Below are 26060 nucleotides of genomic sequence, written 5' to 3'. Positions count from 1 at the left end.
AAAAAAATCCCTCTGTTTTTCAACAGAAGGATTGAAATATATGAAAATTAATAAATTAACTACTGGCGCCATTCGCCACGGATTGGTCTTGAAAAGTGAGCAAGCACAGCGATCATACAGATTTCAATCGACACACCCCAATAGATATGCCCTAAAATTTCACTCCAAAGTTCATAACCATTTAGGTTCCATAACCAACCTACCGTACCTTCCGGATCATAAGCAGGATGACGAAAACCTAATAGTGGAATTAAAAAACCATGCATCATAACGGTAATGATAATGCCATAAAATGCACCATACCATAATCGAATATTATTCCAAAAGTAGGCAATAAATACATAAACGAAGGCAAAGGCAAAACTAAATAACCAGTGATAAAGTGTTACTGCGCCCGAAACGATTGCCGTTTGGTAAACATAATCAAGTGAATGAGAATTAATGCCTAACCAACCAAGCCATGCATCAATGTGTGCTGCTGGCGGTGAAATTTCCCCGGGAACACGAGGAGGCATATTAACTTCAGAACCCCATTTAACCAGTGCGCTAATGAATCCACCAATCAGAGTAGTCCAAATAATAATTTGACGATTTATTTTATTTCCAAACATTTAAAATTTCCTAATTATTGTTAAAATTCTTCGAATTATATTGCATATTAATGGGTGTTAAAAGAGGAAAAATAAGATAAATGAACAAAAAAATCTATTATAATAATCGATAAAACTTGTTTTAATATGAACAAGCCAAATAAAAACACTCAATCCATTTATATATTATCAAAAACCAATGAAGCCTTTATTATTTAACTGTTAGCAAAAATAAATAATAATGGATACTCAATTAGTTAACACATTACAAATTACTCATAAAATATAAAAAACTGTATTTATTTACAGTGTTTTTATTGCTATACTGTTTTTATCATCAATAGTACTGTTTATTAAAAATATTATGATAACTCAACTTACTATCAATAATTTTGCTATCGTCGATCAGCTGTTAGTGGATTTTACAACAGGGATGACCGCAATTACGGGTGAAACAGGTGCAGGTAAATCGATTGCGATCGATGCATTAGGGCTTTGTTTAGGGAATCGTTCCGATGCTTCATCTATCCGATCCGGCGCTGATCGTGTCGATATTTCAGCTTGCTTTGTGCTTGATGACACCCCCGCTGCCTTTTCTTGGCTAACTGAGAATCAGCTAGATGAAGGTAATGAGTGTATTTTACGACGAGTTATTAACCAAGATGGACGTTCTAAAGCCTTTATTAATGGTCGGGCAGTACCAATATCACAACTGAAAGATTTAGGACAACTATTGATTCAAATTCATGGTCAACATGAGCCTCAGCGACTTTTACGTAGTGACTATCAACAGCTTTTACTTAACCATTATATGAATGAGCCATCGTTGCTTAGTCAAATGAATCAAGCATATAAACAGTGGAAAACAGCTTGTCAAACTTATCAGCAATATCAAACCTCCAGACAAGAGCGTGAAGCACATATTCAACTTTTACAATATCAACTTAAAGAGCTTAATGAGTTTTCCCCTATAGAAGGTGAATATCAGCAAATTGATGAAGAATATAAACGCCTTTCCAACAGTGAACAGTTAATTCAGCTTAGCCAACAATCAGTGATGCTGTTGGACGAGGCCGAAGAATATAATGTCAGTAACTTACTCAATAGCGTGAAACATACCGTACAGGAGTTATCGGCTTTAGATCCAACTCTAAGCGATATTTGTAATTTGCTTGAAGATGCTTCCATTCAAATTAAAGAAGCCAGCTACGAACTACGCCATTATAGTGAGAGTTTAGAGCTTGACCCTGCCCGTGTGATGCAACTTGAACAGCGACTTTCAAAACAAATAGCCTTAGCTCGTAAACACCATGTGGCTCCTGAAGCTTTACCGGAATTACACCAAAATCTTTTAGCTGAGTTTAAGCAAATTAATCAACAAGACGAACAAAGCGAACAACTGAAAGCTGACATTAATAAATACCACCAAGTCACATTAGAACTTGCCAGTAAATTACATCAAAAACGTTTAGCCGTCAGTAAAACCTTAGCGAAAAAAGTGACTGCTATTATGCATGAGTTATCGATGCCAAATGGGCAATTTAGTATCGAAATTGCCTATGATGAAAATCGGTTAAATGAAGATGGTGCCGATCAAGTCACGTTTTTAGTAACAACTAATGCCGGCCAACTCGCACAACCATTGGCTAAAGTTGCATCGGGCGGGGAGTTATCTCGTATTGCCCTTGCCATTCAAGTTTTAACTGCGCAAAAAATGGATACACCTGCATTAATATTTGACGAAATCGATGTCGGTATCAGTGGCTCTACAGCGGCAAAGGTAGGACAACTGTTAAGACAATTAGGTCAATCAACACAAGTTATTACAGTCACGCATTTACCACAAGTTGCTGGTCAAGCCAATCAACACTATTTTGTCAGTAAAGAAACCAACGGTAAACAGACATCAACCGATATGCAAAAATTGGATGAAAAGGGTCGTATAAACGAACTGGCACGGCTTTTAGGCGGTGATAAAATAACTAATGCAACATTAGCCAATGCGAAAGAGCTACTTATTATCTAATTGAATTGTGGTAATATAACGCTTTCGATTTGGCTATAAAGGAAACGCGATCATGAATCTAGCGGGTAAACATATTCTATTAGGGATTGCCGGAGGCATTGCAGCTTATAAATGCCCTGATCTTGTTCGCCAATTAAAAAAAGCCGGGGCGCAGGTACATGTGGTTCTCACTGAGTCAGCGAGCCACTTTGTCACACCGCTAACACTACAGGCAGTATCAGCAAACCCTGTATCAAGCGACCTGTTTGATCCGTCAGCTGAATTATCAATGAGCCATATTGAGCTGGCAAAGTGGGCTGATTTAGTTTTAATCGTACCCGCCACTGCAAACGTCATTGCCAAAATAGCCAATGGTATTGCTGATGATCTGTTATCGACTGTTTGTTTAGCTACACCAGCGCAAATAGCTATAGCGCCGGCGATGAATCAACAAATGTATAAAGCAGCGGCAACGCAACATAACCTTTCCATTTTAAGTGCCAGAAATTGCCTAATTTTAGGGCCGGATACAGGTTTTCAGGCGTGCGGTGATTGTGGTCCAGGTAGAATGCTCGAGCCACAAACGATAATAAACCAACTCGATAGTTACTTCGCTGATTCATCTTTACTTGCCGGAACATCAATTACTATTACCGCCGGACCAACGATTGAAGAAATCGATCCAGTCCGCTATATCAGCAATTACAGTTCAGGTAAAATGGGCTTTGCTATTGCAAAAGCTGCAGCTGAAATGGGGGCAACGGTCACTCTTATTAGTGGACCGGTAAATTTAGATACACCGAATAATGTCAATCGAATTGATGTTAAAAGTGCAAATCAAATGTATAATGAAGCTATCAAGTTTGCCAAAAAATCGTCTATTTTTATTTCTTGTGCTGCCGTAGCCGATTACCGTGCTGAAACAATCGCCAAGAAAAAAATAAAAAAAACAGATGACAACAATGAGCTAATTATCAAATTAGTCAAAAATCCAGATATTGTTGCCACTGTTGCTGCATTAAAAAGACAGCGCCCTTTTGTAGTAGGTTTTGCTGCCGAAACCAACAATGTTAAGGCTTATGCCCTTAAAAAACTGACTGACAAAAATTTAGATTTAATTTGTGCTAATGATGTTTCCGATAAAAGTATTGGTTTTAATTCAGATCAAAATGCATTAACCCTTTACTGGCAAAATGGTGAGCAAAAATTACCATTAGATAATAAACAGCAATTAGCCAAACACTTACTTGAAGCATTGATAATACGATATAAAGCGAGTCATGATGAAAAGAAAAATCGATATTAAAATATTAGATAAACGTTTAGGTGAGACATTTCCACTACCAACCTATGCCACTGAAGGATCAGCGGGTATTGATTTGCGTGCAATGTTTGACAAAACAACCGAAATCAAGCCAGGTGAAACCATTTTAACCCCTACGGGTTTATCAATGCATATTGCTGATCCAAATTTAGCCGCATTAGTTCTACCTCGCTCCGGTTTAGGCTCTAAAAATGGGATTGTATTAGGTAATTTAGTCGGTTTAATCGACTCTGATTATCAAGGGCAACTGTTTGTACCAATTTGGAACAGAAGCCAAACGCCTTTTGTGATTGAACAAGGCGATCGAATTGCGCAATTAATTATTGTGCCAGTTGTTCAAGCTGAATTTAATATTGTAGATGAATTTACCGAGTCAGTGCGCGGTGAAGGTGGATTTGGACATTCGGGTAAAAAATGATTGTGAGTAATAAAAATAAAAATCGCAAAGAGGATATATTACAAGCGTTGGCAACAATGCTTCAATCCAATGAAGGGACACAGCGAATTACTACTGCTAAACTAGCCGCGACCGTTGGGGTGTCTGAGGCGGCGCTCTATCGTCATTTTCCAAGTAAAACCAAAATGTTTGAAAGTTTAATTGTCTATATTGAGGATATTTTACTTTCTCGTATCAATGTTATTTTACAAGACGAGCCTAACACAATGATTCGTTTGAAGTTAATTTTAGCGTTGATATTAGGCTTTTCAGAAAAAAATCCTGGCTTAACCCGAATTATGACCGGGCATGCCTTAATGTTTGAACAAGATCAATTACAAGAACGCATCAGCCAACTATTTGAACGAATAGAAACACAAATTAAGCAAGTTTTACGAGAGCGTAAAATCCGTGAAGGAGTTGGATTTACCACCGACGAACGAATTTTATCGAGCCAATTATTAGCTTTCTGTGAAGGTATGATGTCCCGTTATTCTCGTTCAGGATTCGAGTATCTACCGACGATAAATTTTGAGACACGTTGGGCATTATTAGCTAAACAATTAGTGTAAAAAATAACTAGCTACTTTTATGTATCAATTACGTGATCAACTATCAAGGATTCCATTATGAATTTCGAAAATACTATGGAACAAATCATCTTATTTATTGAAAAATATGATAGTGTTGTTCTAAATTATATCGCCCATTTTTGTTTTGCCATTATTATTTTCATCCTTGGGCGGATGATTGCCAGATTTATTAGTCGTCAATTTAGACGCATTTTAACCAGTCGTGAGGTCGATCCGACAGTGGTTAAGTTTGTGAGTGCTTTATCTTATTATGCCATTATTATTGTATCGCTGGTTGCCGTATTAGGCCAATTAGGTGTACAAACCGCTTCAATTGTCGCGGTAATCGGTGCAGCCGGTTTAGCCGTCGGTTTAGCCTTACAAGGGTCACTATCTAACTTTGCCGCAGGGGTAATTTTAATAATTTTTCGCCCATTTAAAGTGGGTGAAACAGTCATTATTAATAATCAACGAGGTGTAATAGACTCAATTCAAATCTTCTCTACCACAATTATTACTCCAACCAATGAATTGGTGGTGATACCTAATAGTCAGGTAGTGAGTGCCAATATTATCAATTATACTCGTTTACCGGAAAGACGCTTAGACTTAGTAATTAATGTCGGTTATGATTCTGATATTCAAAAAGTTTATCAAGTGTTAACACACGCGGTTAACCAAACTCAGAATATTTTGACCAGTAAAGAAGCCATCATTCGTTTGGATCTTTTAGATGCTTCGTCGATGAATTTTAATGTCTTAGTTTGGACGCTTAATGCCAATTATGGATCGGTCAAGGCCGAGTTACTTGAAAATATTAAAAACAGCTTAACTGAAAATGGCATCAACATTCCTTATCCAACTATGGATGTCAATGTTAATCCAAACCATTAAATAGATTAATAACCTATCTGCTAACCAATAACGGATAGGTTATTTTACCCACCTCACTAAATTAAATAGTCTTGATCCATATTTAGCGCTGGTTTGTCACAGTCGGGGCAACCAACCACTTTTGCCGGCACGCCAGCTACAGTTGTGTGCGCAGACACTGGCTCTAATACCACTGAACCGGCACCGATTTTAGCCCCTTTGCCAATTTCAATATTTCCTAAAATAGTAGAGTGTGCACCAATCATTACTCCCTCTCGAATTTTAGGATGACGATCACCGTTTTCTTTACCTGTACCGCCTAGTGTTACTGATTGTAAAATAGAAACATCATTTTCAATCACAACCGTTTCACCAATTACAATGCCAGTTGCATGATCAAACATCACACCACAACCAATTTTTGCCGCAGGGTGAATATCCACACCAAAAACAATAGCAATCTGACTTTGTAAGAATGTGGCTAAAGATTTACGATTTTGCATCCAAAGCCAATGTGCTATTCGGTATGCTTGTAAAGATAAAAAACCTTTATAATAGAGTAATGGCGTTGTGTAATAGTTGGTTGCCGGATCGCGAATATAAACGGCCAAAATATCGGTAATAGCAGCCTTGATAATCCCCTTATCAGCCTCATACGTTTGACGGGCTATCTCTCGAATTTCAATAGCTGGCATAACTTGCGTTGCCAGTTTATTTGCCAAAATATAACTTAATGCACTGCCTAAATTTTCATGATTTAATAGCGTTGCATGGAAATAACTGGCTAACATGGGTTCACTTTCAACTAATTCTGTCGCTTCTTGCCGAATGGCTTGCCATAGCATATCGGGTTTAACAACCGTTTTTATATTGTTCACAACAACTACCTATAGATATTAATCAATATAGTGAACATTGTTTCTCAAACTTAACAAGTAAGCAAGTATTGTCTGCATTAACCGATATCAAAAACAGAAAAATGGAAACAATTTGTTTCCATTTTATCTATATATTTCATGATTGATGGGATTGAAGCTTAGCTTTTTTATCATCACATAGAGTAAATATACCAATGAGTAAAATTGTAAGAACAATACTGGCAAGAATATAAAACGTGGTTGTAAACCCGTTATTGTCAAATAACTTACCGACTATCCATGACAGCACAATAACACCAATATTTGATGAAATATTAAATCCAACTAAATAAAGAGTAGAAGACAACCTTGCATCAAAATTCGCAACTACATATTTAAATACCGCTAAAATAAATAACGGTGTTTCGATAGCATGAAAGAGTTTAACAAATGAAATTAAATAAACATTATCCAATGTGGCAGATAACGCAATGCGACAAATCATCACTAATACGGCAATTAATAGCGATCGTTTAGCGCCCATTTTATTAATAAAATAAGGAGCCAAAATCATAAAGCCCGCTTCTAAAAAGACTTGGAAGGAATTTAAATAACCATAGGTTTCATAACTATCTTCGGGTATTTCAAAAAAACTGGTATAAAAATTAGGAAATAACTGCTGATCATAAATAGTATAAAAACTATTGGTACCAATGATAAAAAAGACAAATAACCAAAACTTCTTCATACCAAATAGTGAAAATATTTCGCTCATGGTTGGTATCGTTGATTTTGTTTTAGCTAAAACTTCACTACTGTTATCAGTTTTTGATGCTGGATCGTGTTTAGGTTTAAAAGCAAGGTTAATGACAAAATAGGTTGTAGCAATAACCGATGCCATCCAGAAGTTAATATGCGGATTAATACCAAATAAGATACCTGCAATAAATGTAGCAATCGCATAACCAAATGATCCCCAAAATCGAGCGGGTCCAAATTCAAAACCAAATAATCGACTAATACGCTCGATAAACGAATCAATTAATGCACAACCCGAAATAAAGCCAGCACTTAACACCGGTGCTCCAATGCAAGCTCCCAAAATAAAATCGTTTTTGAGTAAAGGTTCATACACATAAATTAAAAATGGTCCAATAAGAATCATTACAATACTTTGGAAGGTAATTATCGCCTTTCCGATTTGTAATTTATCTTGAATAACACCGTAGAAGATCATAAAAAACATGGCAGCAGCTGAGTTAGCGGAATAAACAATTCCCAATTGTTCGCCGGATAATCCTATATTACTTTTTAGCCAAATGGCATAAAAAGACCACCAAAGCGACCAAGCTGCATAAAAAGTAATAAGGTAACCTGATGAGAACCAATAGTTTCTATTATATATAATATTCATATTCATATTCATTACTCTTATGTTGTTGAAGTTTAACGTTAACATGTTAAGGTTAACATTATTGTCATAATTAATATGAAATAGATAGTATCGATTATCATAATTGTTACTTACCTCACACTTTTTATCATTTTTATTTGTGGTATCATCAAAATAATAAATTTAAATAATTAATCTTTTAATGCTGAGCAAAAAGGGTTTAACTATGGTTTCACTTAAGGATGTTGCAAAGTTGGCATCGGTATCATTGATGACGGTATCACGTGCAATTAATAATCCGGAAAAACTAAATAAAGAGACTTATAAACGAGTCAAAAAGGCAATTGAGCAACTTAACTATGTTCCGGATTTATCCGCCCGTAAAATACGCGGTGATCATACCGCCCCACACGCTATTGGTGTTTTGGCATTAGAAACGGCAATGACACCATTTTCTGTCGAGCTTTTACAAGCCATTGAAAAAACTGCTCAACAACATGGCTGGAACACCTTTATTGTTAATTTGTTTGATGATAAACAGCCCGATCATGCAATTAACACGTTATTATCTTATCGCCCTGACGGAATTATCTACACGACAATGGGGCTAAGAAAAGTAGAATTACCTGAAAAACTCCTAGGCAAAGATGTTGTATTAGCTAACTGTATCAGTGATTCCGAGCAGCTTGCCTGTTATATTCCTGATGATTACAACGGTCAATATCTGGCAATGCAACAGGTTATTAAAAAAGGTTATCAAAAACCACTTTGTATCTATCTATCTGAAAACACATTAGCCGGTAATATTCGGCGCAAAGCAGCAGAGCAAGCATGGTTAGATGCGGGTCGAAATTTAGATGATATGCTTAGCTATCACACAGTATTACAACATGACCTTGCACAAGAGTATATGATGACGGTGGAAATACTAAAACAGCATTGTAAAAATAAACCGGAATTTGATGTATTGATTTGTGGCAATGATCGAATTGCTTTTGTTGCCTATCAATTCTTACTTAGTCAGGGCTTTAATATTCCAAACGATATTGCAGTTTTAGGTTATGATAATATGGTTGGTACTGGCGAATTGTTCTACCCACCACTAACAACGGTACAGCTTCCACATTACGAAATCGGCGAGCAAGCGGCTTTACATATTATTGGTGGTAACACACAGAAAAAAACCACCTTAGTGGCATCTCCCTTTTTACAACGAGAATCATTATAAGCAGGATCTTAAATCCACCACTTTTTTGTGGTGGATTTAAGATTGGTTAGGCATAAATCGATTTTAATTGCCAACTATCTAATTGCGTCACTACCGCCTGACCATTTTCGGCAAATAGATTAATCATTCGTTGAGCGGGTAATTTTGGATAAATACGGCTTGAAAAGCTATATAGATCACCATTAACAAAGACCTCAACCGAGGAAGCATCTACAAACACATGCAGAGTTAATTTTTTCGTTTTAGGTAAACGAACGCTACGATAACCTTTTAATTCAAGCCCGGAAAGACTGCGATCAAGTACAATACGGTTTGATTGTAAATCCACATATAAAAGCGTCGCCTGCTTTCCATCTTCGGTTGCAGCAAGTTGTAAACCAAAACGTTCAGCATTACTTTGCGTTAAATCGATTTCAACTTTTAACTCACAACTAATTGATTCTATGCAAGTATTTTTAAGTTCATTATTTAATACAATATTGGATAATGATTGCGGTTTTTCACGCAATGCTTCAAGCTCTTTAATTGGTCTGTTACGAACATTATTATGACGATCTAAAATCAGTTCACGAGGCAGGGTAAAAGCACCCATCCATTTATCCATTTTACTAGGCATGACAGATTCCCACATGTCCATCCAGGCAAAAACAATGCGGCGACCGTCAGCGGCAAGAAACGACTGCGGTGCATAAAAATCATGGCCAAAATCCATTTCTTGAAATGGTTTAATTACGGAGAATGTTTTTCCCGGTTGCCAGTTACCCACAATATAGCCGGATTGGAATCGATTACGATATTGATAACCTTTAGCTTTCATACCTTGCGGAGAAAACATCAATATCCATTTATCGCCGAGAGGGAAAAAGTCAGGGCATTCAAGCATATATACATTGGGATCAATATCGCTGATCAGCACATGATCGAATTGCCATTTTTTAAGATCCTGAGATCGAAAAAGTAAAATTTGCCCCACATCATTGTTATCACGTTGGCCAACGACCATCCACCATAGATCATCTTGTTGCCAGACTTTTGGATCTCGAAAATGCATAATGCCGTCTTCTGGCGTCAAAATTGTGCCCTGTTTTTCAAAATGAATACCGTCTTTACTGGTAGCAAGGCATTGGGTTTGGCGGATTTGTTCATCATTACCTTCACCTTTTAACCAAATATGACCGGTATAAATCAAACACAGTTCACCATTTTTATCGACAGCAGAACCCGAAAAACATCCACTTTTGTCATATTCATTACCCGGAGCAATAGCAATCGGTAATCTTCGCCATGTTACTAAATCATCACTAACAGCATGCCCCCAATGCATTGGCCCCCAATTTTCATCATAAGGATGATGTTGATAAAAGGCGTGATACTGCCCTTTAAAGTAAATCAAACCATTAGGATCATTCATCCAACCCGCTTGTGGCGCCAAATGAAAATGCGGATAATACTGTTTATTCATTTTACTTTCTAATTTTTTAATAGCTTGATTAGCTTTATCAATAGCAGTAGACATAAAATCCCCTTTGTTCATCCTATATATGATTAATATAATAACATGGTACATCAATTTAATTGTTAACGTTAACTATAGGCAAAATAAACAGTAAAATATGTGATGTTAATCACATATTTTTAACGTTAACAATGAATTTTTTTAGAAATCATTTAGTCTATTGTTAATGACTAATTGTTAAACAAAGTCTAATCTATACCTAATTGGCTAAATTAAACAACAAATTGCCAACACAGTAATATATTTTCAACCAAATTAACCATATATTATATAGAGTAATTAAATGAATAACACAAAAGTCTGGTCGCTTGGGGATGCCGTTATAGATTTATTGCCATTTGGCGATATGAATTATCAAGCTTGCGCTGGTGGTGCGCCGGCTAATGTTGCTATTGGTGTTGCTAAATTGGGACTTCCTTCAGCGTTTATTGGCCGAGTCGGTAACGATCCATTTGGTCATTTTATGGAAAAGACATTCAAACAATACCATGTTGACTGTCAAAGCCTTGAAAAAGACGATAATCATAGAACAAGTACTGTTGTTGTAGATTTGGGTGATAATGGCGAACGTAGCTTTACTTTTTTAGTCTCTCCTTCGGCCGATCAATTTTTATCAAAACAAGCATTGCCTAATTTTAATCAAGATATCTTACATTTTTGTTCTCTTGCACTGGTGGGGCATACCTGCCGGCAAACGCTAAAAACTGCAATTGAAGATCTGACGGCCAAAAATGGGTTGATTAGCTTTGATATTAATTTGCGCGAACAGATGTGGCAAGATAAAGACGAAATGCGCACGGTTATTACGCAATTTAGCCATGATGCCGATATCCTTAAACTGTCTGATGAAGAGCTATTTTGGTTAACAGAAAGTGATGATTGGCATCATGCCTTAAATAAATTAACACAACATTATAATGCTCAGCTTAAGCTAATAACTAAAGGAAAAGATGGCAGTATTGTTATATGGCAAGGTAAACGATTTTCTTTTGATTCCTATCATGTCAATAGTGTTGATACAACGGGGGCTGGGGATGCTTTTGTGTCAGGATTGTTAAGTAGCATAGCTTCATCAGGAATGCCCGAAGATAAATTAATGCTAGAAAGCATGATGACTATTGCCAGTGCCTGTGGTGCATTAGCAACAACCAAAAAAGGGGCGTTAACGGCGCTACCCGATAGCGCATTTTTACAATCATTTATTGGCGACAATCCAGCCTTAACCGCTAAACAAATGGCATAATTTAATGACAGAAAAAGAAAAGATGCTCGCCGGTTTGTTATACGATCCCTGTATCAATTTACTGGCTAAAGAACGGCTTTATGCGCAAGATCTCTGCTTTCAAATTAATCAACTATCACCACTGGTTGAAGAGCAGCGCCAACGATTATTTCAAACCCTGTTAGGAAAAACAGGAAAGCTATTTACAATTATGCCCGGTTTTCAATGTGATTATGGCTACAATATTGAAATTGGAGAGAATTTTTTTGCTAATTTTAACTGCATCATGCTTGATGCGGCCAAAATTACATTCGGAGATAATGTCCTTGTCGCACCCAATTGCGGTTTTTATACCTCAGGTCACCCACTTGATAGCCAAATACGCAACAGTGGGCTTGAGTTTGCCAAACCGATTACGATCGGTAATAACGTTTGGATTGGTGGTAACGTAATTGTACTACCCAATGTGACTATCGGCGATAATACGGTTATTGCAGCTGGCAGTATTGTAGATCGAGATATTCCTTCAAATGTCGTTGCCATGGGCACGCCATGCCGAGTGTATAAAACGCTTTAATGCCATTTAAACTATCTGTTTGCTACATTGTGCTCTAGCCCATGCATCAATAATGAACACATCATCAATAGTGGCAGGTTCCGGAAAATTAAGTTGATCTAACGTGGTTGCAACCTGTTTGGCAATATCCATAAAACCAATTTTATGCTGTAAAAATGCTTCAACCGCCACTTCATTGGCAGCGTTAAGCGCTGTTGTTGCCGCTTGCCCTTCACCACAAGCCTCAATGGCTAATTTTAAGCATGGATAGCGAATAAAATCGGGTTGATTGAAGGTTAATGATGAGATTTGAGTAAAATCTAAAGCAGGTACACCGGATGAAATACGTAATGGATAAGACATTGAATAAGCAATTGGCGTACACATATCTGGCACGCCTAATTCTGCAATAATACTGCCATCTAGATAACGAACCATTGAGTGAATAATTGATTGAGGATGTACAATAATCTCCATTTGCTCAAAACTAGCATTAAACAACCAACGAGCTTCAATATATTCCAAGCCTTTATTCATCATCGTTGCCGAATCAACTGAAATCTTTCTACCCATTGACCAGTTAGGATGTAAAGTCGCTTGCGCAGGTGTGACTGAAGTTAATTGATTTAACGGTAGCTCCCGAAAAGGTCCGCCAGATCCGGTTAACACAATTTTGGCGATACCATGATCAGTCAGATTAACAAATCCAAGATCATGTTGCACTGCGGTAGGTAAACTTTGAAAGATCGCATTATGTTCACTATCGACCGGCAGTAGCTCGGCGCCATATTGTTTCACCGCTTGCATAAATAAATGCCCACAAGTGACTAATGACTCTTTATTAGCGAGTAAAATGCGTTTACCTTTTTTAATTGCAGCAAGAGTCGGCCTTAATCCCGCAGCACCAACAATTGCAGCCATAACTTGGTTAACTTCGGGGAGCTGTGCTAAATCACACATAGCTTGCTCACCACTCAGTACTTCTATATTCAATTTTAGGTTGGCTAAATTTGCTTTAAGCTGCTGCGCTGCTTGTTTGCTCGCCATAGCAACATATTTTGGTTTAAACTCCTGACACTGCTCTGTCATTTTTGCAACATTAGCGCCACCTACTAGCACATAAGCTTTGTATAAAGTTGGATTTTGCCGAATGACGGCTAACGTGCTACAGCCGATCGATCCTGTTGAACCTAAAATTGCGATATTTTTCATAATTAATACATTAAACCAATGTTATTTTCTTCAAAGTAAGCGACGTAGCCTAAATCCGGCGCTCTATCGGTCATCACCAAATTAAACTGATCAAGGTTACAAATAAAAGCCGGTTTAACTTGATTAAACTTAGTATGATCGGCAATTAAAATATTTTGATTAGATTTTTTCATCGCCTGATGCTTCATATTCAATTCATCAAAATGGTAACAAGTTGCACCTTGAGTGAGATCAATACCCGCTGCCGAAATAAAAGCTTTATTTGGACAGATAAAATCGAGCGGATTATGGGAACTAATATTGGTAAAAATTGCATTATTAAGCTGATACTGCCCACCGCATAAAATGATTTTACATTTTGGTTTGTTTTGTAACGCTAGAAAGGCATTGAGTGAATAGCAGATTGCAGTAAAGGCAATATCATCACTAATTTCATCAATGATAAATTGCATGGTTGTACCGCAATCAAAAAAAATAGTATCGTTCTCATCAACAAATTGACTAACTAGTTTGCCAATATAACGCTTTTCATCTACATGTTTATCTTTTTGATCTGAAACAAAATATTGCGATATGGTATGGCGTGCTTGGTTAACAACATAACCGCCTAAAACAGCTAAACATGATGATTGATTGCTAAGATCTCGACGAATCGTCATTTCAGAAACAGCAAGCATTTGCGCTGCTTGCTTTAAATGAATTTTATCGGTAGTTTTTAATTGCTCAATAAGTGCATTAACTCTTTTTTGCGGTTGCGTTTCCATTGCCATTCCATAAATAGCAATAAGCTACTATACAGTAGCTTATAAAAGGATGAATTAATAGCCGCTAGATGATGCTTTATCGCCTGATACAATTGCAATACCAGCACTAGCGCCTAACCGTGTTGCACCAGCTTGAACCATTTTTTCAGCAGTTTGACGATCTCTAATGCCACCTGATGCTTTAACACCCATTTTATCACCGACTGTTTCGCGCATCAATTTAACATCTTCAACTGTTGCCCCTGATAAGCTAAAACCGGTTGAAGTTTTAACAAAAGCAACGCCAATTTCTTTACAAATTGTACAAACTGTAACGATTTCTTCTTTAGTTAATAAGCAAGTTTCTAAAATAACTTTTAACGGCACTGAACCACAAGCATTAAATACTGCTTGAATATCTTCTTTAACCGCCGTTAAATCATTGCTTTTTAGCCAGCCGACATTGATAACCATATCGATCTCTTCTGCGCCAGCTTTGACTGCCATTTCAGTCTCAAATGCTTTAGCAGAAGTCAGCATAGCACCTAAAGGAAAGCCAACGACTGAACAAACCTTTACATCGCTACCTTTAAGCAAGCTAGCGACTAAAGGCACATAGCCTGAATTAACACATACAGAATAGAAATGATACTGCTTTGCTTCTTCACAAAGTTTACGTATTTGATCTTCTGTGGCATTCATCGCCAGTAAAGTATGATCAATATACTTTGCATAATCCATAATGATGTCCTTTAATTGTGTTTAGTAATGTCTAGTAAATAATAGTTTTTAGTAAATGTTAGTAATGTTATAAAAATAACATATATAGCCCTATAATGTTATTTCCGTAACATTATATACTTAAATTTTGATAATTAAAAACTAAACTATTTACTAAACTATTTAATAAACTTAAACAATTAAATCAAATTGAAGTGATTGGTATGAAAAAGCTAAGCAATGCGCAATTTAACATTACCTATTAATTGAAGTTATGATACGTGATTCACTAAATCAACTTGGAAACCATGATTTTGACAAACTTGATTAACTTTAGTGGCAAATAATGCACTAATACAAATAGAATCTTTTACCTTTTAAATGTGCACAAGCGCATTATTTGTATTGATCAACTATAAATAAACTCAGTTAGACTTTATACCGCTTAAATAGAAGGATAGCTGTTTATTGAGTGATTTTTTATTTTTGATCTACTCGCTAACGGATAAAACTAATATTTTGTATTTTTTAGCGATAATGAAATGATTGATAATTGATAGGTAAAAAATCAAAAAGCCTAGTTTTATCAACTAGGCTTTTTAGACAAGAGATTAAAATTCCATTAACTCTTTTTCTTTATCTGCAAGCACTGCATCTAATTTTTTGATAGCTGCATCTGTTGCTTTTTGAATTAAATCTTGTGATTTACGTTCATCATCTTCTGAAATTTCTTTATCTTTTAACAAAGCTTTGATTTGATCGTTGGCATCACGACGAATATTACGAATTGACACACGACCTTGTTCTGCTTCATTACGAACTATTTTAGTTAAATCACGGCGACGTTCTTCAGTTAACGGTGGAAGAGGTACTCGAATAACTGTCCCAGCTGAAGCAGGGTTAAGCCCTAAATCAGAAGTTAAAATTGCTTTTTCAATCATTGGCGTTAATGATTTATCAAACACCGTAATAGCCAGCGTTCTTGCATCTTCAGCAACAACATTAGCTAATTGACGTAGTGGTGTTGGGCTACCATAGTATTCAACCATAATTCCGTCTAATAAGCTTGGTGAAGCACGCCCGGTTCTAACTTTAGAAATATGATTTTGAAACGCCTCAATACTTTTTTCCATGCGCGCTTGCGCTTCTTTTTGAATCTCGTTTAACATAATAAAAACCTTATTTAAAATAAAGATGACTAACAGCTAACTGTAGCCTGATTATTAATTAATGTTCCTTCTTGTTCACCTAAGATGACTCGGCGTAATGCTCCTGGTTTATTCATATTAAATACACAAATAGGCAGGTTATGATCACGAGCTAAAGTAAACGCTGCTAAATCCATGACTTTTAATTCATCATCTAACACTTTTTCATAATTTAATGTTTTATATAGTGTTGCATTAGGATCTTTAACAGGATCGGCTGAATATACCCCATCAACTTTGGTTGCTTTTAAAACAACATCTGCTTCAATCTCGATACCACGTAAGCAAGCGGCAGAATCAGTTGTAAAAAATGGGTTACCTGTCCCGGCAGAAAGAATAACGACTTTACCATGGCGAAGTAAGCTAATTGCTTCAGTCCAACGGTAGTCATCACACACACCATTTAATGGAATTGCCGACATTAAACGTGCATTAACTTCAATTCGATGCAGCGCATCACGCATGGCAAGTCCATTCATCACCGTTGCTAACATTCCCATGTGATCACCAACGACACGATTCATACCCGCTTTAGCAAGGCCTGCACCACGAAATAGATTACCGCCCCCAATAACAACAGCAACTTGAACATTCATTTCGATAAGTTCTTTGATTTCTTGCGCCATGCGGTCAAGAACGGTTGGATCAATACCAAAACCTTCATCGCCTTGTAGTGCTTCGCCACTGAGTTTAAGAAGAATACGTTTATAGAAAGGGGTTACCATATGAAGTCTCACTATTTCGTTATTTAATTACCTAATTAGCTAGAATAACTAGCGGGTAACTATTTTAAAATATTTTGTAGATAAACAAAACCGCCTTACGGCGGCTTAGATAAAACAATTAAGATTGTTTCGACATCGCAGCAACTTCAGCTGCAAAATCAACTTCGACTTTTTCGATGCCTTCACCCACTTCAAAGCGGATAAATGTAGCAATTGTCGCTTTTTTCTCTGCAAGTAAATCACCAACAGTTTTGCTTGGATCCATAACAAATGGTTGACCAGTAAGTGATACTTCACCAGTGAATTTACGCATACGGCCTTCAACCATTTTTTCTGCGATTTCACGTGGTTTACCTGACTGCATTGCAATATCGATTTGAATATTACGTTCATGTTCAACAACATCAGCTGGAACATCACTTGGATCAACATATTCTGGTTTGCTTGCAGCGATATGCATTGCAATATGTTTCACTAATTCTTCATCACAGCCACTGTTTGCCGCAACTAATACACCGATACGTGCACCGTGTTGGTAACTACCAACAACATCACCAGTGATCTCTTGAACACGACGAATACCGATATTTTCACCAATTTTAGCAACTAAAGCAGTACGCTCTTCTTCAAATTTTGCTTGTAAAGCAGCAAGATCAGTAATGTGATCATTTAATGCCGCAGTTGCTACTTTTTCACTAAATGCGATAAAACCTGCATCTTTAGCAACAAAGTCAGTTTCACAGTTGATTTCTAGAATAACACCTGATTTTTTATCAGCAGAAATTTTAGAAATAATCACACCTTCAGCAGCAACACGACCAGCTTTTTTAGCTGCTTTTGCTTGACCTGATTTACGCATATTATCGATAGCAAGATCGATATCGCCATTAGCTTCAACTAATGCTTTTTTACATTCCATCATGCCTGCGCCTGTTCTTTCACGCAGTTCTTTTACCATAGAAGCGGTAACTTCAGCCATTTTTTAATCCTCTATTTAACCATTATGATGATTTTCATTAGAATGGGTCGATTGATTTTATTATCGACCCTGAAAATATTTGAGTTTATTACTCAGCTGCTGGTGCTTCTTCAACGAAGCTTTCTTCTGATACTGGAGATTGGTTTTGCTCACGACCAGAACGAACAGCTTCAGCAACTGCATTTGCATATAATTGAATTGCACGAATAGCATCATCATTACCAGGAACGATATAATCAATACCATCTGGATCTGAGTTAGTATCAACAACAGCAATGACTGGAATACCTAAATTGTTAGCTTCTTTGATTGCGATATGTTCATGGTCTGCACCAATTACAAAAATCACATCGGGTAAGCCACCCATGTTTTTAATTCCACCCAAGCTATTTTCTAATTTCGCCATTTCACGAGCACGCATTAGTGCTTCTTTTTTGGTTAATTTGTCAAATGTACCATCACTAGCTTGTGTTTCTAAATCTTTTAGGCGTTTGATTGATTGACGAACTGTTTTCCAGTTAGTCAACATACCACCTAACCAGCGGTGATTAACATAGTATTGGCCACAACTTTCAGCCGCTTGCTTAATCGCTTCGCTAGCTGCACGTTTTGTACCAACAAATAAAATTTTACCTTTACGCGCTGCGATCTTGTTTAATTCAGCTAAAGCTTCATTAAATAAAGGAACTGTTTTTTCAAGATTGATGATGTGAACTTTGTTGCGTGCACCAAAAATAAATGGTTTCATTTTTGGGTTCCAATAACGAGTTTGGTGTCCAAAGTGTACACCCGCTTGTAACATATCGCGCATTGATACTGTAGTCATGATTTCCTCATTTTGACGTTGGGGTTATGCCTCCACATATCCGCTTTATCCGACCTTATTACTTAAAGTACAAGGCACCCCGGAAAAGAGTAATGATATGTGTGTGTTATAACGTTAATTAAATTTTAAAATTTGTGCTTATAATCCATAATCATTTTGCTTAAAAATAATCTGGAAAGTAGCGCAGGCTTTATACCATATTTAGCTAACTATTACTAGTTTTATTTATATCGATGTGATTTTTATTGGCAAAAAAGATTTACAGTCATAATAAATGAGGATTAAGTTATCGATTAATACCTTAAATTTAATTTTTAGATACCATCAATTTCATTTCATAATAATACATAATCCACATTTTTTATTACGCTATTTTTATTAAAAAATGATTTAATTAAATCGTTTTTTTATTTTAAATTGGCTCAATTCGACCCATACCGGCATATCAAACGGTTTAATAAGGTTATGCTAATCACATTTACTATCATAATCGATGAAATATTATTCTTCTGCCTCTGAGACTTGAATAGTATAAATTTTTTCAAAATAAGAAGCTGGCACATACCAGAAAGCAGGAGACATTTTTCCTTTAACAACAACTTTAATATCACCTGTTATTTTGGGAGTGCCCTTCACTGCTAAATAATTATATTCAACATAACCATTTATTTCAGGGAATATTATTTCTAATCCAGAATTTTTTGGATAAATTTCCCTCAGAAATCCTCTTTCTAAAATTGGCCCAGAACCGCCTCGAATATTAATCGTAGTATAATAATTTTTACCTATAACAGCTTTCGGTAGCTCATGAGGCGTTATCATTACTTTCGGGGCGACGATACAACCTATCAATAAAAAACAGACTGAAAAAACGATACATAATCTTTTAAATTTTAATTTTCTCATTGTTATTATGGTATCTTTTTAAATACCATTCCTGCAAAATTATGGTTCAAAAACCTACTCAATGTTAATGTCATATCTATCTGCTCAAAAAAATAACTTTACCAAAATAATGTTAACTATTTTGTTATTTTCTTTATCGCAACCTTATTGCCGATGAAAAAAAGACAACAGCATTTTATCGAAAAAGATAACAAATATTAACATTACAAAAATGATACCTAAAGTGTTTCCCTATTCAACAATATTTAACAAATATCATTGATGAAATATTATTCTTCTGAATCTGCTACATGAATAATATAAATTTTTTTAAAATCACCAGGCGTGATATTCCAGTAAGTCGGAGTCATTCCCCCTTTAATAATAACCTCAATATCACCTGTGATTTTTGGGATCCCTGTCACTGCTATATAATTACGTTCAACCATTCCATCTATTTCACGTAATATTATTTCTAATCCAGAGTTTTCGGGATAAATTCTCGTCCAAAATGAAAGTGGTCCAGAGCCTCCTTCAACATTAATCGGCGCATAATAATTTTTACCTCTAATACCTTTTGGTAATTCATTCGGTGTTATAATGACAGGGGTGATAACACAACCTATCAATAAAAAACAGACTGAAAAAACGATACATAATCTTTTAAATATTAATTTTCTCATTGTAATTATGGTATTTTTTTAAATACCAATCCTCCATAAAATAGTTTACATGTCTGTATACAATGGCAATAGATCCAACTCACGTAGCCGAATATCAACCCGATTCACCGCTTTAATATCATCTGCAGTTTCTTTATCAAAAAAATGGGGCAACGTTACCACTAGCGTTCCGGTTACCAGTCCTTCCTCGTTTTTGACACTTACCACATCCGACGATTCGGGTACTATTTCGTGCGTTAATTGAGCCTTGGGTAGATATATCATCCAGCCTGCTGATAGTCTGTCGGGAAAAACAGCTTTTCGGGGTAAATAATTTCCATTAACTATAATATAGGCACTATTAAATTTCTGAACTAAGGCTAAAATGAACTCAGTGACTGTTTGAGATTTAGTAATCCTAATATCTATTTTGAAATCTAATTCAATTTTAAGGAAAAATCTTTTCTCTAAAAGTTTCTCATATATAAAATAACATAGAGCTGCCTCTTCAGTATTTTTATCCCAAATAGATCCACTAAAAGAATTCTTATTTTTCTTATATTTTTGAGTTATTTTTTCCAATCCAACTTTAGTTACGCCATTTTTATCAAATAGCTGGTAAATAGATGACTTTTTTCTTAGAAACACCACATAAGTACCAATTTTCACTTTTATGAAGATAGTAATGCTGGATTTTTAATATCTGTTCAATTTGCGCAATACACACAGAGAGTGGTAAATAGGCTTCAGGTTTGAAATACATCTCAATAGTTAATTGTTTTTTCATATTGGCTTACTATAAATAACTCCTTATTGGTAATAAATCAGCATCACGCAATCTTAAATCAATACGATTGATTGTTTTCACATCTTCGGTGTTTTCAATACTTGGCATATGATCAAGCGATACAATCACTGTTCCTAGCTGTTTATCGTCTTTATATTTAGCTATATCTTCAAATTCTGTCCGATTAAACATCAATGAATCATAATTAGCTTTCATCATTGATTAAAGCAGGTTTATCAAGATTTTTAATCAAACTAGGGTTTAGGGTGAAAATCATCTATCTGATCTCGCCATTCATTGTAATCCCAAGTTACAATTTTGGTTTTCAGCGTTTCCAAATAGTCTAAAGCCGCTTGTTTTTCAGTTGGGGTAAGCATTTGTTCTAAACGATTTTGGATTTCTTTGTTATATTCCCAAACCGGTGGGAGTTGATAAGCATGCCACGCTAAATTATTGTCTATCTCGATAATTTTTTGTTTTGCATAATCACTTAACAGCGACCAGGCATAGGCTTTAACCGGATCTTGCTCCCGTCCTAATCCATAGAAATAGGCTTCAGTCATGCGCAATATGCCTATAATTGAGCTATGCGCTGCCATTAGCTGCGCATAATCTATTGCCTGTTTTAAATCTTCTACTTTTAATGTGCTGCGGTATTCGGTTAATTTATTCAGCTGTTCATATTTTTGATCTTTATAGTGAGCTGCTTGTTGAAATAACATACTGCCTATCAAATTTTCGTAGCAATGATAGCCACCTTCAATGGCGTAATTAAAATACTCAATACTTTTTTCTAATCGCTCATCTGGACAGGGGCGTGCCATACCTTGTTCATCATACCCACAAAAACCCATTTGCCAACCTTTTTTAAAGGCGAAATAGGGATATTTTAAATCGGCAAACCGATCCATTAAATACCATTTTATTTGAGAACTTTTAAACACCGCTGGTTCAACTAACGGTTTACCTGCACTATCCACTAACTGATCCCGATACTTATCCATAAATTCTATAAATGAGATCATCCCTTCTTCTTTGTAATCTTCATCAAAGAATTTATGCCAAGTAAGGAGAGAGTAATAATACGGCATGGCATTTTTATCCCATTGCCAGGCATGTTTTAAAAACTTGACTAAGTTGTCCGGACTAACTACCGCATAAAATACTTGATCGTCAAATGCTGATTCATACAGCTTTTTAGCTTCATCTATACGTAATAATTGATTTTCAGGAATGGTTGAAGGGTAAATTGTAAAGTCCATAGGTAAGTTTTCGGATTCAACAAAACCAAAATTGACTTGTCTATCGGATGATTGATTAAAATAGAATTGATAAAGGCTAATAACCATTATCACGCTCATGGCTAACATGACTATTTTGAACGTTGAACGTTTCAATTTGCTATTCTTCACACGCTATTCCTGCACTAAAAACTCACTCTATCCAGATTAATCACTATTATTCAACCTCAAATTTTACTCACTGCAATATAGTCAAATAAATTACGGTTTAGGATGAAAATCATCTATCTGATCGCACCATTTATTATAATTCCAAGTGACCACTTTGGTTTTCAGTGTTTCCAAATAGTCTAATGCCGCTTGTTTTTCGGCTGGGGTAAGCATTTGTTCTAAACGATTTTGGATTTCTTTGTTATATTCCCAAACCGGTGGTAGTTGATAAGCATACCACGCTAAATTATTGCCTATCTCGATAATTCTTTGTTTTGCATAATCACTTAACAGCGACCAGGCATAGGCTTTAACAAAATCTTGCTCCCGTCCTAATCCATAGAAATACGCTTCAGTCATGCGCAATATGCCGATAATTGAGCTATGCTCTGCCATTAGCTGCGCATAATCTATTGCCTGTTTTAAATCGTCTGATTTTAATACTTTACGGTATTCGGTTAATTTATTCAGCTGTTCATATTTCTGATCTTTATAGTGAGCGGCTTGTTGAAATAACATTCGGACCATCAAATCCTCGTAGCAATGATAACCACCTTCAATCGCATAGTTTAAATACTCAATACTTTTTTCTAATTGCTCATCTGGACAGGGGCGCGCCATGCCTTGTTCATCATACCCACAAAAACCCATTCCCCAACCTTTTTCATAGGCAAAATAGGGATATTTTAAATCGGCAAACCGATCCATTAAATACCATTTTATTTGAGAACTTTTAAACACCTCTGGTTCTACTAACGGTTTACCTGCACTATCCACTAGCTGATCCTGATATTTATCCATAAATTCTGTAAATGAGATCATCCCTTCTTCTTTGTAATCTTCATCAAAGAATTTATGCCAAGTAAGGAGAGAGTAATAATATGGCATGGCATTTTTATCCCATTGCCAGGCATGTTTTAAAAACTTGACTAAGTTGTCCGGACTAACTACCGCATGGAATACTTCATCGTCAAATGCTGATTCATACAGCTTTTTAGCTTCGTCTATGCGTAATAATTCATTTTCAGGAATGGTTGAAGGGTAAATTTTAAAGTCCATAATAAAATTTTCCGGTTGATTAAGTTCATGGTTTCGTTTTTTTGAATTATCACTGCTTAAATATATAAGGCCAATACCGATAATAAAACCCAAAATAATGACAAAAACGGTTAATTTTTTCCGTATTGATTCATTTTTTTTAGCTGGATAATTCATTAAAGATACTCCAAATCATTTTGATTAAACACATCCACTTCAACAATACGTTCTTCTAGTTTTCCTTTATTAAAAACTCTGCAAGGTAGTATTTGATTTTTCGGTGCAAGTTTTTTTATTTCTTCATAAATAGGATAGATAGGATTCTTTACCTTTTCTTGTTCAATCATTCTATTTTTATACTCCTTCATTCTAGCTAACGTCTTTTTATGTGTATCACCAGTGAACAAAGCATACCCCCATAAGGCACAAGCAGTAATATGTACAAGTACACTATTTAACTTTCTTTCTGGTCGATATTTATAAAAACCACTATCTAGTAAAGAATTGGTTGAGGAGATCATTCCTCCACTTTCAGTAACAATATAATTATCATTATACTCACCAATATTGCCGGCAAAACTAGCGTAAGTCACTTGCCCTAAACAACGAGTTTCTTGTTGCATTGAAATGACATTAGCTAAACACTTTTGTGCTTTTCTTTGTTTTTCTTTTTCAAGATCTTCATAAGCACCACCCCGACAGGAGTGTAATACCATAATGCCTTCATTTGGATGCCAAGGTAAAAGTTCCATATTGTCTTTTTCGTTAAAATAGATATCATTTCCCTCACCTTTTAAACTAAGTTTATCAGGTCCCCCATGACCAAAATAATGAACTTGCCACAAAGCATATTTACAAGCCGTTTCAGAGTTAGTTAATTCATTATATAGCTTTGTCCATTCAGCTTTAAATTCATTTGGATAAAGAAATCCTTCAATAATTCTTACTTCAGCATCTGGATATTTTTTTAATAGCCTCGAACGTTTATGTTTTGCTGCTTTTTCAAAGTCTGGTGCTCCCCTACCACCATAAGCAAATAGCACAAATAGAGGCGTTGGTTCTTTTTGTAATATAATTTCTTCAACAGCAACCTCTCCATTTTCAAGCTTACTTGTTTGGGCTGTAAAAACTTTACATTTTTGAGTGTTCTCATTTGGCATATTGATTAACTTACCTACTAATTAATTCCAGTGTAATTGTTTCATTTTCATTTGTAGAATGAAATGATTGGGTATATCCATTTTTATCGGTTTGCCCTTGTATCTTCCTACCATCGGGTAACGTAGCAATATAACGCTCATTGGCATAGATTTTTCCGGTCTCATCTTTACAGATAAATTTAACCGCATAATCACCAATAATATACGGTAATGCTAATTGATTACGGGCCATATTTTTCGGCCCCATCTTCTGCATCACATTACATTTAAGCTTAACGTTATCTGGTGTGCCTAGCTCTATGCCTTTACTGCTGATTTTGATATACGAGCCGCCACAGATTAGGGTTAGCTCTTTGCTGGCGGTAATGGTCAGTTTGCCGTCAACACTGTCAATGTGGATATCTTGCTTTGCGGCCATATTCAGGTTGGCATTTTGGGCTTGTATGTCAATATCCCCTTGATTGGCAAAGACCTTCATCCCCGATTTGTGGGCAAATAGCCCTATCGCTTCTCCCGAAGATACCGTGATGTTTTTTAATGCCGTGATGTCGGTTTGGTTTTCCGCCGTGATACTCACGCTGTTACCGGTTGATAGCTGAATGTTTTCCGGACTGGTTAATGCAATGCCTTCTTGCGCATAAGCTAAGATGCCACTTTGGGCCAGTTCAGTTAAGTTGGCCTTGAGCTGGTCTTGACTGTCGGTGTCGGCATCGTGGGCTTCCGATTGTTGAGCGGCTTGCTGGAGTGATTTGGCTATCGATAAAGCATTTTCCAGCTGGGTAATCGCACCTTGCATATCCAGTTGTTTGCCTTGCGCTTTCGGCTCGGTTTGGCTGGTCAGGTATAAGCCTTTTTCAGCTGCAATGGCACCCCAGTCATCCGTGCGAAGTTCAAACCCTTCACCCCGTGGTGTTTTGTTTTGGTCAACTAAGTGACCCAGATTGAGTTGCGTTTTACCGTATTCGGTTGCCAGTTTGATATGCTCCTGCCCCCGTTTGTCATCCATGCGCAATTTATTATTGGCCGGAGTACGTATCACATTACGATGTTTGTTTATCGTGGTGACATGGTCAGGATGGGCACTGTCGTGCA

28 protein-coding genes are annotated in these 26060 nt (G+C 36.3%); 8 read left to right on the top strand and 20 right to left on the bottom strand.

The window, feature by feature from the left end; translation table 11 throughout:
- Positions 1–59 precede the first annotated feature (59 nt).
- The gene (locus J3U74_RS07425; protein ID WP_267329445.1) at positions 60–611 is read right to left on the bottom strand and encodes a YagU family protein; all 552 of its coding nucleotides are present in this window, start codon (positions 609–611) and stop codon (positions 60–62) included.
- A gap of 343 nt (positions 612–954) precedes the next feature.
- On the opposite strand from J3U74_RS07425, the gene recN reads away from it, so the two are divergent.
- The 5 genes from recN to J3U74_RS07400 are packed head-to-tail and all read left to right on the top strand — an operon-like array spanning position 955 to position 5821.
- Positions 955–2616, top strand: a complete 1662-nt coding sequence (gene recN, locus J3U74_RS07420; protein ID WP_267329444.1) for a DNA repair protein RecN — start codon at positions 955–957, stop codon at positions 2614–2616.
- Positions 2617–2668: 52 nt separating this feature from the next.
- The gene (coaBC, locus tag J3U74_RS07415) at positions 2669–3901 is read left to right on the top strand and encodes a bifunctional phosphopantothenoylcysteine decarboxylase/phosphopantothenate--cysteine ligase CoaBC (RefSeq protein ID WP_267329443.1); all 1233 of its coding nucleotides are present in this window, start codon (positions 2669–2671) and stop codon (positions 3899–3901) included.
- Positions 3879–4337 carry a dUTP diphosphatase gene (gene dut / locus J3U74_RS07410; RefSeq protein WP_220219673.1) on the top strand — a complete coding sequence of 153 codons (459 nt, stop codon included), beginning with the start codon at positions 3879–3881 and terminating at the stop codon, positions 4335–4337. The genes coaBC and dut overlap by 23 nt, the downstream gene beginning before the upstream one ends.
- Positions 4334–4927: a nucleoid occlusion factor SlmA gene (gene slmA, locus J3U74_RS07405; RefSeq protein ID WP_220218447.1), complete on the top strand. Its 594-nt coding sequence runs from the start codon at positions 4334–4336 to the stop codon at positions 4925–4927. Before dut ends, slmA begins: the two co-directional genes overlap by 4 nt.
- A 57-nt stretch (positions 4928–4984) precedes the next feature.
- Positions 4985–5821, top strand: a complete 837-nt coding sequence (locus J3U74_RS07400) for a mechanosensitive ion channel domain-containing protein (protein WP_267329441.1) — start codon at positions 4985–4987, stop codon at positions 5819–5821.
- 56 nt (positions 5822–5877) lie between these two features.
- On the opposite strand, the gene cysE is transcribed toward J3U74_RS07400, so the two are convergent.
- Together cysE and J3U74_RS07390 are read right to left on the bottom strand one after the other, a co-directional pair.
- Positions 5878–6645: a serine O-acetyltransferase gene (cysE, locus tag J3U74_RS07395; RefSeq protein ID WP_366915689.1), complete on the bottom strand. Its 768-nt coding sequence runs from the start codon at positions 6643–6645 to the stop codon at positions 5878–5880.
- A 169-nt stretch (positions 6646–6814) separates the two neighbouring features.
- Complete coding sequence (locus J3U74_RS07390; RefSeq protein ID WP_220218450.1) at positions 6815–8071, bottom strand: oligosaccharide MFS transporter; 1257 nt, start codon at positions 8069–8071, stop codon at positions 6815–6817.
- A 205-nt stretch (positions 8072–8276) separates the two neighbouring features.
- Between J3U74_RS07390 and J3U74_RS07385 the strand changes: the two genes are divergently transcribed.
- The gene (locus J3U74_RS07385; RefSeq protein ID WP_267329440.1) at positions 8277–9278 is read left to right on the top strand and encodes a LacI family DNA-binding transcriptional regulator; all 1002 of its coding nucleotides are present in this window, start codon (positions 8277–8279) and stop codon (positions 9276–9278) included.
- Positions 9279–9324: 46 nt separating this feature from the next.
- Here J3U74_RS07385 and J3U74_RS07380 read toward each other — a convergent pair whose 3' ends face one another.
- Complete coding sequence (locus tag J3U74_RS07380) at positions 9325–10794, bottom strand: glycoside hydrolase family 32 protein (RefSeq protein WP_267329439.1); 1470 nt, start codon at positions 10792–10794, stop codon at positions 9325–9327.
- Between the two features lie 283 nt (positions 10795–11077).
- Here J3U74_RS07380 and J3U74_RS07375 point away from each other — a divergent pair, with 283 nt between their 5' ends.
- Complete coding sequence (locus tag J3U74_RS07375; protein ID WP_267329438.1) at positions 11078–12037, top strand: aminoimidazole riboside kinase; 960 nt, start codon at positions 11078–11080, stop codon at positions 12035–12037.
- Positions 12038–12041: 4 nt separating this feature from the next.
- Complete coding sequence (locus tag J3U74_RS07370) at positions 12042–12593, top strand: sugar O-acetyltransferase (protein WP_267329437.1); 552 nt, start codon at positions 12042–12044, stop codon at positions 12591–12593.
- 6 nt (positions 12594–12599) lie between these two features.
- Here J3U74_RS07370 and ispC read toward each other — a convergent pair whose 3' ends face one another.
- The 16 genes from ispC to J3U74_RS07290 all read right to left on the bottom strand — a co-directional run.
- Positions 12600–13784: a 1-deoxy-D-xylulose-5-phosphate reductoisomerase gene (ispC, locus tag J3U74_RS07365; protein ID WP_267329436.1), complete on the bottom strand. Its 1185-nt coding sequence runs from the start codon at positions 13782–13784 to the stop codon at positions 12600–12602.
- A 2-nt stretch (positions 13785–13786) separates the two neighbouring features.
- The gene (gene deoR, locus J3U74_RS07360) at positions 13787–14548 is read right to left on the bottom strand and encodes a DNA-binding transcriptional repressor DeoR (RefSeq protein ID WP_267329435.1); all 762 of its coding nucleotides are present in this window, start codon (positions 14546–14548) and stop codon (positions 13787–13789) included.
- A 54-nt stretch (positions 14549–14602) separates the two neighbouring features.
- A complete protein-coding gene (gene deoC / locus J3U74_RS07355; RefSeq protein ID WP_065562697.1) occupies positions 14603–15268 on the bottom strand; it encodes a deoxyribose-phosphate aldolase in 666 nt (221 codons plus the stop codon).
- A gap of 590 nt (positions 15269–15858) precedes the next feature.
- Complete coding sequence (frr, locus tag J3U74_RS07350) at positions 15859–16416, bottom strand: ribosome recycling factor (RefSeq protein WP_220218457.1); 558 nt, start codon at positions 16414–16416, stop codon at positions 15859–15861.
- A 29-nt stretch (positions 16417–16445) separates the two neighbouring features.
- A complete protein-coding gene (pyrH, locus tag J3U74_RS07345) occupies positions 16446–17180 on the bottom strand; it encodes a UMP kinase (RefSeq protein ID WP_267329434.1) in 735 nt (244 codons plus the stop codon).
- Between the two features lie 118 nt (positions 17181–17298).
- A complete protein-coding gene (gene tsf / locus J3U74_RS07340; RefSeq protein WP_220218459.1) occupies positions 17299–18159 on the bottom strand; it encodes a translation elongation factor Ts in 861 nt (286 codons plus the stop codon).
- An 88-nt stretch (positions 18160–18247) separates the two neighbouring features.
- Positions 18248–18985, bottom strand: a complete 738-nt coding sequence (rpsB, locus tag J3U74_RS07335) for a 30S ribosomal protein S2 (protein ID WP_220218460.1) — start codon at positions 18983–18985, stop codon at positions 18248–18250.
- Between the two features lie 501 nt (positions 18986–19486).
- Positions 19487–19891: a hypothetical protein gene (locus tag J3U74_RS07330; protein WP_267329433.1), complete on the bottom strand. Its 405-nt coding sequence runs from the start codon at positions 19889–19891 to the stop codon at positions 19487–19489.
- A gap of 269 nt (positions 19892–20160) precedes the next feature.
- Positions 20161–20553, bottom strand: coding sequence for a hypothetical protein (locus J3U74_RS07325; RefSeq protein WP_267329432.1), 393 nt, complete (start codon positions 20551–20553; stop codon positions 20161–20163).
- Between the two features lie 45 nt (positions 20554–20598).
- A complete protein-coding gene (locus J3U74_RS07320) occupies positions 20599–21180 on the bottom strand; it encodes an Imm52 family immunity protein (RefSeq protein ID WP_267329431.1) in 582 nt (193 codons plus the stop codon).
- Positions 21140–21319 carry a hypothetical protein gene (locus tag J3U74_RS07315; protein WP_220218464.1) on the bottom strand — a complete coding sequence of 60 codons (180 nt, stop codon included), beginning with the start codon at positions 21317–21319 and terminating at the stop codon, positions 21140–21142. The genes J3U74_RS07320 and J3U74_RS07315 overlap by 41 nt, the downstream gene beginning before the upstream one ends.
- 9 nt (positions 21320–21328) lie before the next feature.
- Positions 21329–21511 (bottom strand): Imm52 family immunity protein, encoded by a 183-nt coding sequence (locus J3U74_RS07310; protein WP_267335936.1) that lies wholly within the window; start codon positions 21509–21511, stop codon positions 21329–21331.
- Between the two features lie 62 nt (positions 21512–21573).
- Positions 21574–22731 (bottom strand): hypothetical protein, encoded by a 1158-nt coding sequence (locus J3U74_RS07305; RefSeq protein ID WP_267329429.1) that lies wholly within the window; start codon positions 22729–22731, stop codon positions 21574–21576.
- Positions 22732–22821: 90 nt separating this feature from the next.
- Positions 22822–23985 carry a hypothetical protein gene (locus tag J3U74_RS07300; protein WP_267329428.1) on the bottom strand — a complete coding sequence of 388 codons (1164 nt, stop codon included), beginning with the start codon at positions 23983–23985 and terminating at the stop codon, positions 22822–22824.
- Positions 23985–24968 carry a hypothetical protein gene (locus J3U74_RS07295; RefSeq protein WP_267329427.1) on the bottom strand — a complete coding sequence of 328 codons (984 nt, stop codon included), beginning with the start codon at positions 24966–24968 and terminating at the stop codon, positions 23985–23987. The genes J3U74_RS07300 and J3U74_RS07295 overlap by 1 nt, the downstream gene beginning before the upstream one ends.
- 10 nt (positions 24969–24978) lie before the next feature.
- Positions 24979–26060: DUF2345 domain-containing protein (locus J3U74_RS07290; RefSeq protein ID WP_267337966.1), on the bottom strand; the 1082-nt coding region annotated here is incomplete at its 5' end.

Origin of the sequence: Gilliamella sp. B3892 (genome assembly GCF_026536305.1) — a bacterium.
Lineage (GTDB): Bacteria > Pseudomonadota > Gammaproteobacteria > Enterobacterales > Orbaceae > Gilliamella.
The sequence above is the reverse complement of the archived record's forward strand: the minus strand, read 5'-3'. Positions and strand labels throughout refer to the sequence as shown.

Coding starts and splice junctions, on each gene's coding strand:
- J3U74_RS07425 (WP_267329445.1), bottom strand. CDS start 611: ATGTTTGGAAATAAAATAAATCGTCAAATTATTATTTGGACTACTCTG.
- recN (WP_267329444.1), top strand. CDS start 955: ATGATAACTCAACTTACTATCAATAATTTTGCTATCGTCGATCAGCTG.
- coaBC (WP_267329443.1), top strand. CDS start 2,669: ATGAATCTAGCGGGTAAACATATTCTATTAGGGATTGCCGGAGGCATT.
- dut (WP_220219673.1), top strand. CDS start 3,879: ATGAAAAGAAAAATCGATATTAAAATATTAGATAAACGTTTAGGTGAG.
- slmA (WP_220218447.1), top strand. CDS start 4,334: ATGATTGTGAGTAATAAAAATAAAAATCGCAAAGAGGATATATTACAA.
- J3U74_RS07400 (WP_267329441.1), top strand. CDS start 4,985: ATGAATTTCGAAAATACTATGGAACAAATCATCTTATTTATTGAAAAA.
- cysE (WP_366915689.1), bottom strand. CDS start 6,645: ATGCTATGGCAAGCCATTCGGCAAGAAGCGACAGAATTAGTTGAAAGT.
- J3U74_RS07390 (WP_220218450.1), bottom strand. CDS start 8,071: ATGAATATTATATATAATAGAAACTATTGGTTCTCATCAGGTTACCTT.
- J3U74_RS07385 (WP_267329440.1), top strand. CDS start 8,277: ATGGTTTCACTTAAGGATGTTGCAAAGTTGGCATCGGTATCATTGATG.
- J3U74_RS07380 (WP_267329439.1), bottom strand. CDS start 10,794: ATGTCTACTGCTATTGATAAAGCTAATCAAGCTATTAAAAAATTAGAA.
- J3U74_RS07375 (WP_267329438.1), top strand. CDS start 11,078: ATGAATAACACAAAAGTCTGGTCGCTTGGGGATGCCGTTATAGATTTA.
- J3U74_RS07370 (WP_267329437.1), top strand. CDS start 12,042: ATGACAGAAAAAGAAAAGATGCTCGCCGGTTTGTTATACGATCCCTGT.
- ispC (WP_267329436.1), bottom strand. CDS start 13,784: ATGAAAAATATCGCAATTTTAGGTTCAACAGGATCGATCGGCTGTAGC.
- deoR (WP_267329435.1), bottom strand. CDS start 14,548: ATGGAAACGCAACCGCAAAAAAGAGTTAATGCACTTATTGAGCAATTA.
- deoC (WP_065562697.1), bottom strand. CDS start 15,268: ATGGATTATGCAAAGTATATTGATCATACTTTACTGGCGATGAATGCC.
- frr (WP_220218457.1), bottom strand. CDS start 16,416: ATGTTAAACGAGATTCAAAAAGAAGCGCAAGCGCGCATGGAAAAAAGT.
- pyrH (WP_267329434.1), bottom strand. CDS start 17,180: ATGGTAACCCCTTTCTATAAACGTATTCTTCTTAAACTCAGTGGCGAA.
- tsf (WP_220218459.1), bottom strand. CDS start 18,159: ATGGCTGAAGTTACCGCTTCTATGGTAAAAGAACTGCGTGAAAGAACA.
- rpsB (WP_220218460.1), bottom strand. CDS start 18,985: ATGACTACAGTATCAATGCGCGATATGTTACAAGCGGGTGTACACTTT.
- J3U74_RS07330 (WP_267329433.1), bottom strand. CDS start 19,891: ATGAGAAAATTAAAATTTAAAAGATTATGTATCGTTTTTTCAGTCTGT.
- J3U74_RS07325 (WP_267329432.1), bottom strand. CDS start 20,553: ATGAGAAAATTAATATTTAAAAGATTATGTATCGTTTTTTCAGTCTGT.
- J3U74_RS07315 (WP_220218464.1), bottom strand. CDS start 21,319: ATGAAAAAACAATTAACTATTGAGATGTATTTCAAACCTGAAGCCTAT.
- J3U74_RS07310 (WP_267335936.1), bottom strand. CDS start 21,511: ATGTTTAATCGGACAGAATTTGAAGATATAGCTAAATATAAAGACGAT.
- J3U74_RS07300 (WP_267329428.1), bottom strand. CDS start 23,985: ATGAATTATCCAGCTAAAAAAAATGAATCAATACGGAAAAAATTAACC.
- J3U74_RS07295 (WP_267329427.1), bottom strand. CDS start 24,968: ATGCCAAATGAGAACACTCAAAAATGTAAAGTTTTTACAGCCCAAACA.